Source organism: Nocardia sp. NPDC051030, assembly GCF_040683015.1.
Lineage (GTDB): Bacteria > Actinomycetota > Actinomycetes > Mycobacteriales > Mycobacteriaceae > Nocardia.
In genome coordinates this window covers 467061-479703 of record NZ_JBFBCD010000003.1, presented here as the reverse complement: position 1 = coordinate 479703, position 12643 = coordinate 467061, and the positions used below count along the sequence as shown (strand labels likewise).

Genomic DNA, 12643 nt, shown 5'->3' with positions numbered 1-12643 from the left:
TATCCGAGATCAGCACCAAACGTCGGTTCGATTCGGTCCCGATTTCGTAGATTCATCCAGGCCGGAGATCAATCCCGGATGTCATCGTCGAGGCGCTCGCCCAGACCGTCGCGTTCGTCCGCCGCGGCGGCGAAGACGGAGGCACCAGAGCGATTGCCTATGGAGATTTCGTTGAACAGCACATTGAGCACAATGGCCACGACGGCGGTGGCGCTGATACCGGAGTGCATGATGACTCCGATCCATTCCGGGAACGCGTCCCAGAATGTCGGCGCCGCAATCGGAATGAGGCCGAATGTCAGCGCCACACCCACGATCACCATGTTGAGGTTGTCCTGATAATTGACCCTTGCGAGGGTCCGAATGCCGCTTGCCGCAACGGATCCGAACAGGACGACGGCCGCGCCGCCGAGCACCGGATACGGAATCGCGGCCACGACCGCGCCGATCACCGGCACCAGGCCCAGCAGCACCAGCACCAGACCGCCGGTGGCGACGACGAACCGGCTCTTGATGCCGGTCAACGCCACCAGGCCCACGTTCTGCGCGAAGGCACTGCACGGGAAGGTCCCGAACAGCGGTGCCACGGTCGTCGAGGCCATATCGGCCCGCAGTCCGGCCGCCACCCGCTTGGAGTCGACCTCGGTGCCCACGATCTCGCCGATCGCCAGAATGTCGGCGGTCGTCTCGGTCATGATCACCAGAATCACGATGGTCATGGCCACGATCGCCCCGGCATGGAAGGTCGGTGACCCCTGCGGCAGGATCGGCGGCAACGCCACCAGTTTCGCGTGCCCGACCCCGGAGAAGTCGGTGCGGCCCGCGAGTGCGGCGACCACGGTTCCCACGACCAGGCCGATGAGAATCGACAGTCGTGAGATCGCGCCCTGGAACACCCGGCTGATCACCAGGATGACCAGCAGTGTCAGGCCCGCGAATCCGATATTGGCCATCGACCCGTAGCCGGGTTGTTTCGCGTCATTGCCCATGGCCCAGCGCAGTGCCACCGGCAGCAGCGACAGACCGATCGTGGTGATGATCGTGCCGGTCACCACGGCCGGGAACAGTCGCACCAAGTGCGCGAAGAATGACGACAGCAGTAGCCCGATCACACCGGCGACGATGATCGCCCCGTAGACCGACGGCAGCCCGTCACTCTGGGTGATGGACACCATCGTCGAGACGCTGGCGAACGAAACACCTTGCACGATAGGCAATCTGCTGCCGACCCGGGCGAGGCCGAGGGTCTGCAACAGGGTAGCCAAGCCCGAGACGAACAGTCCAGCGGTGACCAGCAGTGCCATATCGGCCGCCGAGAGCCCGGCCGCACCGCCCACGATCAGGGGCGGCGCGATGACCCCGCCGTACATGGTGAGAATGTGCTGGGTGCCGTAGGCCGCCAGCTGTAAGGCCGGGTACCGCTCGTCCTCGGGCCGCGTATGTCGTTGTTGCCCTTGTAGTTCCATGGCGTCCTCAGCCTCTCCTCAACAGAACGCCGGTACCCCGAGCCAGGCATTGCCGGCGGGGGTGGCGTCGTCGCGGTGCAGACTCGCCTCGATCAGGCCGTAGGGGCGGTCGGCAGCGATGAACACCTCGCCCGGGTTCTCCACGTGGAACGGGCTCAGATCAACCAGGAAGTGGTGCCGGTTCGGCGCGGAGAACTTGATCTCGGCGACCTCCCGATGCTGTTCGAGCACCGCGCGGCCCATGCTGTAGAGGGTCTGCTGCAAGGCCAGCGAATGCACCACGGCGAACTGGCGCAGCAGGGTGGAACGGATCGAGGCGTAGGACTTGTCCCAGTCCACATCGGTGCCGTCGTAGCGCCACCGCGCCACCAGCGAGGTGGCCATGATGCGGTCCTTGGTCGGCTGCAGGGTCGTGTACTTGTCCTCGAAGAACCCGTGGAACTCCGACCCGGTGGACTTGAGCAGCACCAGGTCCCGGATGCCGGTCACCACATGGGTGCGACGGTCGTCGCCGTAACCGTCCATATTGATGACGGTCGAGCGAATGCCCCCACCGGCCTGCACGAACGAAAAGTCATGTCCCACACCATCGACCGGGATCCGATCCCAGGCGTACTCCTCGACCGCGATCCGCGCGCCATCCGCACCGGGGCAGCGCGAGATGAAGTGGTCGGCCAGCGTCAGGCCGAACTCCTCGATCGAGCGGATGCCCTTCTCCTTGGCGAAGGAGAAGGCGGTGTTCTTCTGCGTATCGGTGGGCAGAATGTCCTTCTGATCACCGGTGATGTGCGCGTCCTCGAACCGGCCGCGCAGCGCCGAGGAGACATTCAGGTCCCGGATGGTGTGCCGATCGGTGTCGCGATAGACGCGCACAACCCGATTCTCGGCCTTGCCGTACTGATTCTGTCCAAGCTGGATGGCCACGGAAAAGATCAACTCCCTCGATAAGCGGAACAGGCGAATGGGCTGAGCAGCAGCGGCACGTGGTAGTGCGCGCGGCCCTCGGTGGGGGTGAAGCTGATGTCGACGGCGGACAGGAAGTAGTCCTGTCCGGTGGCGGCGGCGTAGTGCGCGACGTCGAAAACGAGGCGGTAGCTGCCGGGCTCGAGCGATTCCGGACCCAGTTCGCGAATGCGGCCGTCGGCGTCGGTGACCGATTCGGCGAGCGACTGCGGCGTGGTGTCGCCGATTCGCTCCAGCCGCACCGGAACTCCGGCCGCGGGTCGCCCCAACGCGGTGTCGAGCACGTGGGTGGTGATCGCGCTCATGCGACGATCAGCCGCTGGAGCCGCAGCATGGCGATCTTGCGGAGCTCGGTGGCGACCACGGTCGCCTCGGTCTCGTCGTCATTGCCCAGGCGCAGCAGCAGGGCCGCGAGGATCTCCGAGGTCGTGAGGCCCGTGGCGCAGATCAGGAACACCCGGCCGAACCGCTTCTCGTACAGGCGATTCGCCGAGTGCAGGGCTGCGACCGTCTCCACATCGGAGTCGACGCCGGACTGCTCCTCACGCGACCAGTTGGCGCTGAGGCCGGTGCCATTGGCTTGTTCGCCGATGCGCGGATGCGCCGTCAGCGCCCGCTCGATATCGGCGGGGGTGAACTCGTGCGCCAGCTTGTCGGCCGTCGCCAGCAGGGCGACCAGGTCCGGGTAGGGCCGGGAATCCAGGAGCGCGTCGGCCCATTCGGGCGCATCGCAGCAGTCCAGCAGGGTCTGGCGGAGCAGGCCGCCCTTCATCCTGTTGAAGTCTTCGACAGTGACCATATCCAGCACTTTCTCGCATTGCGGAAGTGATATTCCGAATAACGAAATAGTGTCACAGGTCACGAAGGATCGTCAACAGTTTGTTGAAATTTCTGTTGAGCAGTCTGCGCCCGACACCTCTGACCTGCACTGGAAACGACGAATCCCGCTGCATGGCAGCGGGATTCGGGGGAGAAATCAGGACCGTCAGGTCAGGAACGAGCTCGGTTGAGGTAGTTGTAGACCGTGAACCGCGTGACGCCCAGCGCCTCGGCCACCGTCTCGGCCGATTTCCGGTAACTGAACGCGCCGCGCTCCTCGAGCAAACGCACCGCACGCTGCTTCTCCGCACGCGGCAGCTCCGCCAGAGGGATGCCGAATTCGGCCGCGACCTCGGACAGCAACCCCGCGATACCGCTCTCGGATTCGGCCTCGGGTTCCGCACCGGACAGCCGCACCGCCGCGAGGGTCGCGCCCTCCCAGACCAATGGGACATCGTCGGGCAAACATTGATCCGCCGGTACCAACCGGCCACCGATCCGCTCGAGTAGCGGATGCAGCGTCACCAGCACCGGATGCGTGGTATCCAGCGCGGCGCGCTCACTCATCGACCCGCTCGACCTGCAAAGTCACCCGCGACGCGCCGTGCGCGAACGCCACCGACAGCACCTCCTCGAGGGCGGGCAGCAGTACATCCCCCGGACCCGACACCTCGGTGCCCAGGGGGCCGAATTCACATGTCAGACCGGACTTCTCGAGAAGAGACAGGGTCTCGGTGGCATGCGGCGGCGGATCCCCCTCGCCATGGAAGGGTTCGGTGGTGAATTCCGCGCGCAGCCGCATGGCCATCAGACTAGCGCGGCGGATGTCGGCATTGACCCGGTAAACTTCCGCCATCCGGAAACTTCGACTAGGCGGGTCAGTGACAGCGAGCGCATCAGGCGGCCGATCGGGCGGCGTCCAGTCCATCGAGCGGGCATTCGGACTGCTGGAGACGATGGCCGAACACGGCGGCACCATGGGGGTGTCGCAGCTGGCGGCCGAATCCGGGTTGCCGCTACCCACGATTCACCGTCTCGTACGCACGCTGGTCGATCTCGGGTACATGCATCAGGATCCTTCGCGTCAGTATGTGCTGGGGCCCAAGCTGATCAAGCTGGGCGAGAGCGCGGCGCGCATGCTCAGCACGCAGGCGCGGCCGCATCTGGCGCGGCTGGTGGACGAGTTGGGCGAATCGGCGAATATGGCGATGCTGGACGGCGACCGGATCGTCTATGTCGCCCAGGCGCCGTCGCGGCATTCCATGCGGATGTTCACCGAGGTGGGGCGGCGCGTGCTGCCGCACTGCACCGCCGTGGGCAAGGCCATCCTGGCCGAGATGCCCGCGGAGCAGGTGCGAGACCTCTTGCAACGCACCGGGATGCCACGCTACACCGATCACACCGTCACCGACCCACAAGAATTCGCACGCCAGCTCGAGCTCACCGCAACCACCGGCTATGCGATGGATGACGGTGAGCAGGAGCTGGGCGTGCGATGTGTGGCGGTCTCGGTGCCGGATGCGCCTGCGCGGCTGGCGATTTCGATATCGGGTCCGGTGGGCCGGATGACCGAGGATCTCATCGAACGCGCCGCACCGCTGCTCGCGCAGATCGGCCGGGAGCTGTCGGCCGATCTGCGCTGAGCGGGCGTTCCGGGCTAATTCACCAGTTCGAGCGAGTCCGGAACCTGTAGATCGGGCACCGGCACGGAGTCCCGGTGGATCGGTCCCGCGCTCGTCCCGAGCGGAAGCCCGGAGCCGCCGCGGCGCACCGCGATGATCTCGGCGGCAATGGATACCGCCGTCTCCTCGGCGGTGCGCCCGCCCAGATCCAGGCCGATCGGCGAACGCAACTGCGCCAGCTCGGATTCCGTGAGGCCGACCGCCCGCAAGCGGGCGAGCCGGTCCTCATGGGTGCGGCGCGAGCCCATGGCTCCCACGAACGCCACCGGCAGTCTCAGCGCCACTTCCAGAAGCGGCACATCGAATTTGGCGTCGTGGGTGAGCACGCACAGCACGGTCCGGGCATCGGTGCGGGTGCAGGCCAGATACTTGTCCGGCCACTCCACCACCACATCGTCGGCCTCCGGGAAGCGAGCCCGGGTCGCGAAGACCGGGCGGGCATCGCAGACCGTGACGTGATAGCCGAGGAACTTGCCGATCCGCGCGACCGCGGCCGCGAAATCGATTGCGCCGAACACGATCATGCGCGGCGGTGGGACATGCGATTCGACGAAGACCTCAACTTCGCTGTCATCGCATCCGATGGTCCGCACACCGGTCGCACCTGCGTCGAGCATGGCACGGGCCTCGGCCGTCACCCTCTCGTCGAAGGTCGCGCCGATCGCGGACCAGGAGCCCAGTGCCGCCGCCGCTCCGGTGCGCAGGTCCCGGACCAGCGTCACCGGTTCGACGGACCGCAGCATCGCCTCGAAAGCGGGGCGATTGGCGGCCGTCACCGGCTGCACGAAGACCGAAATGGTGCCGCCGCAGGTCAATCCGACCGCGAAGGCGTCGGCATCGCTATAGCCGAAGGACTCCCGGAGTGCTTCTCCGGTACGCAGCGACTCGCGGCACAGCTCATAGACCGCACCCTCCACACATCCGCCGGAAATGCTCCCGACGACCACGCCGTCGGCGTTCACCGCCAGCGCAGCGCCCACCGGGCGGGGCGCACTGCCGCCGATTCCGATGATCGAGGCAATCGCGTAATCCTGCTGCGCGTCATGCCATTCCAAGAGTTGTGCCGCGATGTCGCGCATATCAGCCTCCCAGGGCCAGTTCGATGGCGTTGATGCCGAAGTAGGCGGCGAACACGACGCTCACCACGGCCACCAGCCAATGGATCTCGCGGAACTTGCCACGCGCCGCCTTGATCACCACGTACGCGATGAGGCCCGCGCCGACACCATTGGTGATCGAGTAGGTGAAGGGCATGAGCACGATGGTGATGAAGGCCGGGACGGCGACCTCGAGATCGTTCCAGTCGATCTTGCGGGCCTGGGTCATCATCAGCGCGCCGACCAGGACCAGGGCCGGAGCCGCCGCCTGGATCGGCACCACCGCGGCGAGCGGGGTGAAAAACACTGCCAGGCAGAACAATCCACCGGTCACCACACTCGTAAGTCCGGTACGGGCCCCCTCACCGACGCCCGTAGCCGACTCCACGTACACCGTGCTGCCCGCGCTGCCGCTGGCTCCGCCGATGATCTGGGCGACGCCGTCGACGGTCAGGATCTTCCCGATACCGGGCACGACGCCCTTCTCGTTGACCAGCCCGGCCTCGTCACAGACACCGAAGACGGTGCCCATGGCGTCGAAGAAGCCGGTCAAGACCAGGGTGAACAGCACCACAGAGGCGGCCAGGCCACCGGCCCGGGCGAACCCGCCGAGCAGGTCGATATGGCCCATCAGCCCGAAATCCGGTGAGGCGAAAAGCGATTCGGGAGCCTTCGGAACGACAGTTCCCCAAGACTTGGGGTCGATGGTCGCGATCGCATTGACCACAATGCCGAGCAGCGTCGCGACGACGATGCTGATCAGGATCGCGCCCGGCACCTTGCGGACGTAGAGCCCGATCATGAGCAGCAGGCCGACCGCGAAGATCACTACGGGCCAACCCGAGAGATGGCCGTCCACGCCGAGGGTAACCGGCGGGCCGCTGGCCGAACCGTGACCCACCACGCCGCTGGAGACCAGCCCGATCATGGCGATGAACATGCCGATCCCGACGCCGATCGCATTCTTGAGCGCCAGCGGAATGGCATTGATGATCAGCGTTCGCAGGCCGGTGGCGGCCATGATCACGATGATCACGCCCATCAGCACGACCAGGCCGAGCGCCTGCGGCCAGGTCATGTGCGGGGCCGCCTGGAAGGCGACCACCGGCACCACGCCGAGGCCCGCGGCGAGGGCGAGTGGAACGTTGCCGACCAAACCCATTAGGATGGTGGACAATCCGGCCGAGAAGGCCGTGGCGGTGGTGAGCTGGGCGATGCTCAGGTGATTACCGTCGATGTCGGTGACGCCGCCTAGAATCAGCGGCACTAGAAGAATCACATAAGCCATCGCCACGAAAGTGGTGATGCCGCCACGAATTTCGCGGCTCACGGTGGAGCGGCGCTCGCTGATCCGGAAGAACCGGTCAAGTACCGGGGGTTTCCCGGGAGCGAGAGTGGTGGCTGGGGACTGAGTTTGCGTCATGGCTGCCCTCCTCGGGGCGTAGCCGCCCTACGTTCCGGGGAGAAACCCCGGACCGCGGATTCGGTGTGCTGTTGTGGAGTCCCTACCGCTCCGTGCCCACCACATCGGGCACGGAGGCGGTCTGCCCCTGTTGATCAACTGCTCCGGATGATGTCTTCCGGTCGCACCGGCACTCGGGTGATATTCCCGGTGCCGCCCCTATTGCGGCAGGCGTCGCGAATCGCTGCGGCGATCGCGGGCGTGGAGGAGAGCGTGGGCGGCTCGCCCGCGCCGCGCAGCCCGTAAGGGGCATGCGGATCGGCGTTTTCGAGGATCTCCAACCGCTGCGGGGGTGTATCTAGAATCGTAGGAATGAGATAGTCCGTGAAGGACGGGTTACGGACCTTGCCGTTCAGGACCTGTATTTCCTCCATTACTGCCAGACCCAGGCCCTGTACCGAACCGCCGTGGATCTGGCCCTCTAGGGACAGGCGGTTCATGATCTTGCCGACATCCTGAACCGCGTCCAGGGCAACGACTTTCACCAATCCGAGCTCGGTGTCGACATCCACCACGGCGCGGTGCACGCAGACGGCGAGCTGGGTATGGCTATTGCCCTGGCCGGTCACGGGATCCATGCCGGTGGTCGGAACGTGATGGAATTCGCGGGTCTCCTCGACGATCTCGTCGCCGAGCACGTCGATGATGGAGTCCAGGACTTCACCGTGTGCGGTGACGACCTTGCCGCCGATGAGCTGAAGCCCACGGTGTGCGCCGTGCTTGCCCTGCGCGAGACCGAGTACGCGCTGACGCACCGCCTCGCAGGCCGCCTTCACGGCACCGCCGGTCATGTACGTCTGCCGCGAGGCCGACGAAGAGCCGGAGTCGCCCACGCCATTATCGGCCGGGTGGATGACCACCCGTTCGATGCCGAGTTCGGTGCGGGCGATCTGCGCCTCGACGGTGACCAGACCCTGCCCGACCTCCGCGGCGGCGGTGTGCACCAGCGCCACGGGTTCGCCGCCGATGACCTCCAAACGCACTCGCGCGGTCGACAAGTCGTCGAAACCCTCGGAGAAGCAGATGTTCTTGATGCCGACGCCGTAGCCGATGCCGCGCACCACGCCCTCGCCGTGGGTGGTCTGGGACGCACCGCCGGGCAGATTGCGGATGTCGGTGTTGTCGACCGCGTCCGGCAGCGGCATCTCACGCAGCGAGTCGAGCATCTCCACCAACGGGGTCGGCGCGTGCACCACCTGTCCGGTGGCCAGCTTCGAACCCTGCGAGACGACATTGAGCTGCCGGAAGGTCACCGGATCCATGCCGAGCTTCGCCGCGACCTTGTCCATCATGGACTCGTGCGCGAAACACGCTTGCACAGCACCGAATCCGCGCATCGCGCCGCACGGCGGGTTATTGGTGTAGACACCGTAGGCGTCGATCTCGAGATGCGGAATCTCGTACGGGCCCACCGCGAGGGAGGACGCGTTACCGGTGACGTTCAGCGTCGCCGAGGTGTACGCGCCGCCGTCGAGGACGATGACAACCTTTGCGTAGGTGAGCTTTCCGGACGCGTTCGCACCGTACTCGTAGAACATCTTCGCCGGATGCCGGTGCACATGCCCGAAGAAGGACTCCTCGCGGTTGTACACCATCTTGATCGGCTTACCGGTGCGCATGGCCAGCATGCCCGCGTGAATCTGCATGGACAGGTCCTCGCGGCCACCGAACGCGCCGCCGACACCGGCCATGGTCATGCGGATCTGATCGTCGGCCAAGCCCAGGCAGGGCCCGATCTGCGACAGGTCGTTATGCATCCACTGGGTGGCCACGTAGAAGTCGAGACCGCCGTCCTCGGCCGGAATCACCATGCCGGATTCGGGACCCAGGAAGGCCTGGTCCTGAATGCCAACCTCGAATTCCTCCTCGACCACCACGGTGGCCATCTCGCGGCCGACCGTAATATCGCCGACGCGCACCGGCTGGTGGCGGGCGATACCGCCGCGCTCCTGCACGGCGAGCTTCTTCGGGGCACTGATCACCGCCATCGGATCGATGATGGGTTCCAGTACCTCCCAATCGATCTCGATGGCCATGATGGCGCGACGAGCGATCTCGGGGTGATCGGCGGCGACCAGCGCGATGGGCTCACCGTGGTGACGCACCTCGCCGATGGCCAGCACCGGCTGATCCCAAGTGTGGTCCAGGCCGAACATCTTGCGACCGGGCACGTCCTCATGGGTGAGGACGGCATGCACACCGCTCATGGCCAGCGTCGGAGCGAGATTGATGCTCTTGATGATGGCGCGCGGATGCGGGCTGCGCAGGGTCGCGCCCCACAGCATTCCGTCCATCCACAGGTCGGAGGAGTAGGCGAACTCGCCCTTCACCTTCAGCAGACCGTCGGGGCGCAGCGGGCTCTCGCCGACGCCGCCCTTACCGGGTGCGACGACCTCGCCGGGGAAACGAGTGGTGGGTGTGGTGGTCATCGGGACTCCTGCTGAAGCAGCCGCTTGCGGGCCAGCACGCCGGCCTGCCCGACCATGTCGTGCGGCAGGGTGCGCAATTCATCGTTCTCGACCACGGTGCGGCCGCCGACGAGCAGCCGGGCCAGGGGCGGGGTGGGGCCGAACACCAAGGCGCACACCGGATCCTCGACCGCGGCGCGGAAGCCGTCGACCCGCCAGATGGCGATATCGGCCAGCTTGCCGGGCTCGAGGGACCCGATCTCGTTCTGGCGGCCCAGGTTTCGGGCGCCGCCGAGGGTGCCCATTTCCAGGGCCTGGCGGGCCGTGAGGGCGGTGGGGCCCTTCACGGCGCGCTGGAACAGCATGGCCTGGCGCATTTCGCCTGCCATGGAGGTCAATTCGCTAGAGGCCGCGCCGTCCACGCCGAGGCCGACGGGTGCGCCGGCGGCGAGCAGGTCCACCACGCGGGCGATACCCGCGCCGAGGCGAGCATTGGAGCTCGGGCAGTGCGCGGAACCGGTGCCGGTGTCGGCGAAGCGGCGGATATCGGAGTCGTGCAGGTGCACGGCGTGGGCGAACCACACATCGTCACCGAGCCAGCCGAGCTTCTCCATGTATTCGACGGGCGTACAACCCATCTGCTCGATGCAGTGCTCTTCCTCGTCCAGAGTCTCGGCGAGGTGGGTGTGCAGGCGCACGCCCTTGGTGCGGGCCAGCGAGGCGGCGTCGATCATGAGGCCCTCGCTCACCGAGAACGGCGAGCAGGGGGCGACGGCCACGCGCAGCATGGAGTCGAACGACGGATCGTGGTACTTGTCGATGACCTCGGCGGTGTGCGCGAGGATCTCGTCGCGGGTCTCGACCACCTCGTCCGGCGGCAGGCCGCCGTCGGCCTGGCCACGGTCCATCGAACCGCGGCACGGGTGGAAGCGCAGGCCCACCTCGGAGGCGGCGCGGATCTCGGCGTCGAACAGGTCGCCGCGACCCTTCGGGAAGATGTAATGGTGATCGCTGGAGGTGGTGCAGCCGGTCAGCGCCAGCCAGCCCAAACCGGCTGTGGCAGCGCCGTATACGACATCCGCGTCCATGCGAGCCCAGGTCCGGTACAGCCCGGTCAGCCATTCGAACAGGGTCGAATCCTGGTACAGGCCCTGGGTGGCCCACTGGTAGAGGTGGTGGTGGGTGTTCACCAGGCCCGGGGTCACCAGGCAACCGGCGGCGTTGAGGCGTTGCGCACCCACCACCGTCGGTGCCGGTCCGGCACCGAGGCTTTCGATCCGGCCATTGTCGATGACGAGGTAGCCGTTCGGGATCTCATCGCCCACAACGGGTGCGATGTAAGCGTTTTCGATAACTGTCTTGCTCATGCGGGAGCACCCTTTCCGTCTGCCGCGGCGCGCTTGGTTTCGGCGGCGCTGCGCACGGCATCCAGGATCTTCTCGTAACCGGTACAGCGACACAGGTTTCCGGCGAGCGCCTCACGGATCTCGACATCGGAGGGATCGGGATTGCGCTCGATCAGGTCGTGCGCCTGCACGATGAGACCCGGTGTGCAGAAACCACACTGGACCGCGCCGGCCTCGACGAAGGCCTGCTGCATGGGATCGAGGCGCTCACCCTGGGCTAGGCCCTCCACGGTGCGGACCGAGCGGTCGACGACCTGACCCGCCGCGACCAGGCAGGCGCAGACGGGGGTGCCGTCCAAATACACGGTGCAGGAACCGCATTCGCCTTGTTCGCAGGCGTTCTTGGAACCGGGCAGGCCGACTCGCTCGCGGAGGAAGTAGAGCAGGCTCTCCCCCTCCCAGACGTCGTCGACGGTCTCCGGGGAACCATTGATGGTGCAGTTGATGCGCATCAGGCCGCCCTCCTCTCTGCGGTGAAGTCGTTCCAGGCCCAGGTCAGGGTCCGGCGAGCCATGACCGACAGCGCGTGCTTGCGGTAGTCGGCGGTGCCGCGCACATCGTCGATGGGCTTGGCGGCGGAGGCGACGAGCGCACCGAAGTCGTGCAGCAGCTTGTCGCCGAGCGGGGCCGGGTTGTCCCACGGCAGGTATTCGGCCAGGAAGTCCTGCGCCTCGACGGCCCGCAGCGGGGTCGGACCGGCCGAGCCGATGCCGGTTCCCGCGGTGCGGGTACGCGGATCCAGGGCCACCGAGAACGAGCAGACCGCGATGACCATGGCATTGCGGGTGCCGACCTTGGAGAAGTACTGCGGCCCGGGGGCGGGCTCGAGCCAGATGGCGCGAATCAGTTCATCGGGTTCCAGGGCGTTCTTCTTGACCCAGACGTAGAAATCGTCGATCGGGATCATGCGGCTGCCACGAGCGGAAGACTCCACCTCGATGACGGCGTTCGCGGCCAGCAGGGCGGGGTGGGCGTCCCCGGCGGGGGAAGCTCCGCCGAGGTTGCCGCCCACCGTGCCGCGATTGCGGATCTGCGGCGAACCGACCGTCCGCGACGCCTGGGCGAGGCCCGGCAGCTTGTCGCCCAGCTTGCGAATGATCCGCACGTACGGGACGCCCGAGCCGATGCGCAGGCGGCCGTCGGCGGCCTCTTCGATCTGGAACAGTTCCCGGCACGGGTTGAGATCGAGCAGGGACGCGGGGCGGCCCCGGTCGAAGTTGAGCTCAACCATGATGTCGGTGCCGCCCTGAATGGGGACGGCGTCCTGGCGTTCCGCCTTCAGCGCGAGCGCGTCGGCCCAGGATTCTGGTCGTAGGAAATCCATTGCGTCACTCCCGATT

The 12643-nt window shown here is 66.5% G+C and carries 13 protein-coding genes; 1 reads left to right on the top strand and 12 read right to left on the bottom strand.

From position 1 onward, the window contains the following. Positions 1-68 precede the first annotated feature (68 nt). The 6 genes from AB0N05_RS11465 to AB0N05_RS11440 all read right to left on the bottom strand — a co-directional run bounded on the left by AB0N05_RS11465 (position 69) and on the right by AB0N05_RS11440 (position 4104). Positions 69-1466: a nucleobase:cation symporter-2 family protein gene (locus AB0N05_RS11465; RefSeq protein ID WP_364691009.1), complete on the bottom strand. Its 1398-nt coding sequence runs from the start codon at positions 1464-1466 to the stop codon at positions 69-71. Between the two features lie 18 nt (positions 1467-1484). After that, the gene (gene pucL / locus AB0N05_RS11460) at positions 1485-2390 is read right to left on the bottom strand and encodes a factor-independent urate hydroxylase (protein WP_364691006.1); all 906 of its coding nucleotides are present in this window, start codon (positions 2388-2390) and stop codon (positions 1485-1487) included. 8 nt (positions 2391-2398) lie between these two features. After that, positions 2399-2734, bottom strand: coding sequence for a hydroxyisourate hydrolase (uraH, locus tag AB0N05_RS11455; protein WP_364691003.1), 336 nt, complete (start codon positions 2732-2734; stop codon positions 2399-2401). Then, positions 2731-3228 (bottom strand): 2-oxo-4-hydroxy-4-carboxy-5-ureidoimidazoline decarboxylase, encoded by a 498-nt coding sequence (gene uraD / locus AB0N05_RS11450; RefSeq protein ID WP_364691000.1) that lies wholly within the window; start codon positions 3226-3228, stop codon positions 2731-2733. The genes uraH and uraD overlap by 4 nt, the downstream gene beginning before the upstream one ends. A 191-nt stretch (positions 3229-3419) precedes the next feature. Further along, positions 3420-3815 (bottom strand): helix-turn-helix domain-containing protein, encoded by a 396-nt coding sequence (locus AB0N05_RS11445; protein WP_364690997.1) that lies wholly within the window; start codon positions 3813-3815, stop codon positions 3420-3422. Continuing rightward, complete coding sequence (locus AB0N05_RS11440; RefSeq protein ID WP_364690994.1) at positions 3808-4104, bottom strand: thiamine-binding protein; 297 nt, start codon at positions 4102-4104, stop codon at positions 3808-3810. Before AB0N05_RS11440 ends, AB0N05_RS11445 begins: the two co-directional genes overlap by 8 nt. Positions 4105-4129: 25 nt before the next feature. Here AB0N05_RS11440 and AB0N05_RS11435 point away from each other — a divergent pair, with 25 nt between their 5' ends. After that, complete coding sequence (locus AB0N05_RS11435; RefSeq protein WP_364690991.1) at positions 4130-4891, top strand: IclR family transcriptional regulator; 762 nt, start codon at positions 4130-4132, stop codon at positions 4889-4891. 14 nt (positions 4892-4905) lie between these two features. On the opposite strand, the gene AB0N05_RS11430 is transcribed toward AB0N05_RS11435, so the two are convergent. From AB0N05_RS11430 to AB0N05_RS11405, 6 genes are all read right to left on the bottom strand, one after another. Further along, a complete protein-coding gene (locus AB0N05_RS11430) occupies positions 4906-6009 on the bottom strand; it encodes an XdhC family protein (RefSeq protein ID WP_364690988.1) in 1104 nt (367 codons plus the stop codon). A 1-nt stretch (position 6010) separates the two neighbouring features. Further along, the gene (locus tag AB0N05_RS11425; RefSeq protein ID WP_364690985.1) at positions 6011-7450 is read right to left on the bottom strand and encodes an NCS2 family permease; all 1440 of its coding nucleotides are present in this window, start codon (positions 7448-7450) and stop codon (positions 6011-6013) included. Positions 7451-7584: 134 nt separating this feature from the next. Further along, the gene (locus AB0N05_RS11420; RefSeq protein WP_364690982.1) at positions 7585-9918 is read right to left on the bottom strand and encodes a molybdopterin cofactor-binding domain-containing protein; all 2334 of its coding nucleotides are present in this window, start codon (positions 9916-9918) and stop codon (positions 7585-7587) included. Continuing rightward, a complete protein-coding gene (locus AB0N05_RS11415; protein ID WP_364690979.1) occupies positions 9915-11264 on the bottom strand; it encodes an 8-oxoguanine deaminase in 1350 nt (449 codons plus the stop codon). The genes AB0N05_RS11420 and AB0N05_RS11415 overlap by 4 nt, the downstream gene beginning before the upstream one ends. After that, positions 11261-11755: a (2Fe-2S)-binding protein gene (locus tag AB0N05_RS11410; RefSeq protein WP_364690976.1), complete on the bottom strand. Its 495-nt coding sequence runs from the start codon at positions 11753-11755 to the stop codon at positions 11261-11263. The genes AB0N05_RS11415 and AB0N05_RS11410 overlap by 4 nt, the downstream gene beginning before the upstream one ends. After that, positions 11755-12627 carry an FAD binding domain-containing protein gene (locus tag AB0N05_RS11405; RefSeq protein ID WP_364690973.1) on the bottom strand — a complete coding sequence of 291 codons (873 nt, stop codon included), beginning with the start codon at positions 12625-12627 and terminating at the stop codon, positions 11755-11757. The genes AB0N05_RS11410 and AB0N05_RS11405 overlap by 1 nt, the downstream gene beginning before the upstream one ends. Positions 12628-12643 lie beyond the last annotated feature (16 nt).

Bases quoted from the DNA above. Each gene is read 5' to 3' on its own strand.
- AB0N05_RS11465 (WP_364691009.1), bottom strand. From the start codon at position 1,466: ATGGAACTACAAGGGCAACAACGACATACGCGGCCCGAGGACGAGCGG.
- uraH (WP_364691003.1), bottom strand. From the start codon at position 2,734: ATGAGCGCGATCACCACCCACGTGCTCGACACCGCGTTGGGGCGACCC.
- uraD (WP_364691000.1), bottom strand. From the start codon at position 3,228: ATGGTCACTGTCGAAGACTTCAACAGGATGAAGGGCGGCCTGCTCCGC.
- AB0N05_RS11445 (WP_364690997.1), bottom strand. From the start codon at position 3,815: ATGAGTGAGCGCGCCGCGCTGGATACCACGCATCCGGTGCTGGTGACG.
- AB0N05_RS11440 (WP_364690994.1), bottom strand. From the start codon at position 4,104: ATGGCGGAAGTTTACCGGGTCAATGCCGACATCCGCCGCGCTAGTCTG.
- AB0N05_RS11430 (WP_364690988.1), bottom strand. From the start codon at position 6,009: ATGCGCGACATCGCGGCACAACTCTTGGAATGGCATGACGCGCAGCAG.
- AB0N05_RS11425 (WP_364690985.1), bottom strand. From the start codon at position 7,450: ATGACGCAAACTCAGTCCCCAGCCACCACTCTCGCTCCCGGGAAACCC.
- AB0N05_RS11420 (WP_364690982.1), bottom strand. From the start codon at position 9,918: ATGACCACCACACCCACCACTCGTTTCCCCGGCGAGGTCGTCGCACCC.
- AB0N05_RS11415 (WP_364690979.1), bottom strand. From the start codon at position 11,264: ATGAGCAAGACAGTTATCGAAAACGCTTACATCGCACCCGTTGTGGGC.
- AB0N05_RS11410 (WP_364690976.1), bottom strand. From the start codon at position 11,755: ATGCGCATCAACTGCACCATCAATGGTTCCCCGGAGACCGTCGACGAC.
- AB0N05_RS11405 (WP_364690973.1), bottom strand. From the start codon at position 12,627: ATGGATTTCCTACGACCAGAATCCTGGGCCGACGCGCTCGCGCTGAAG.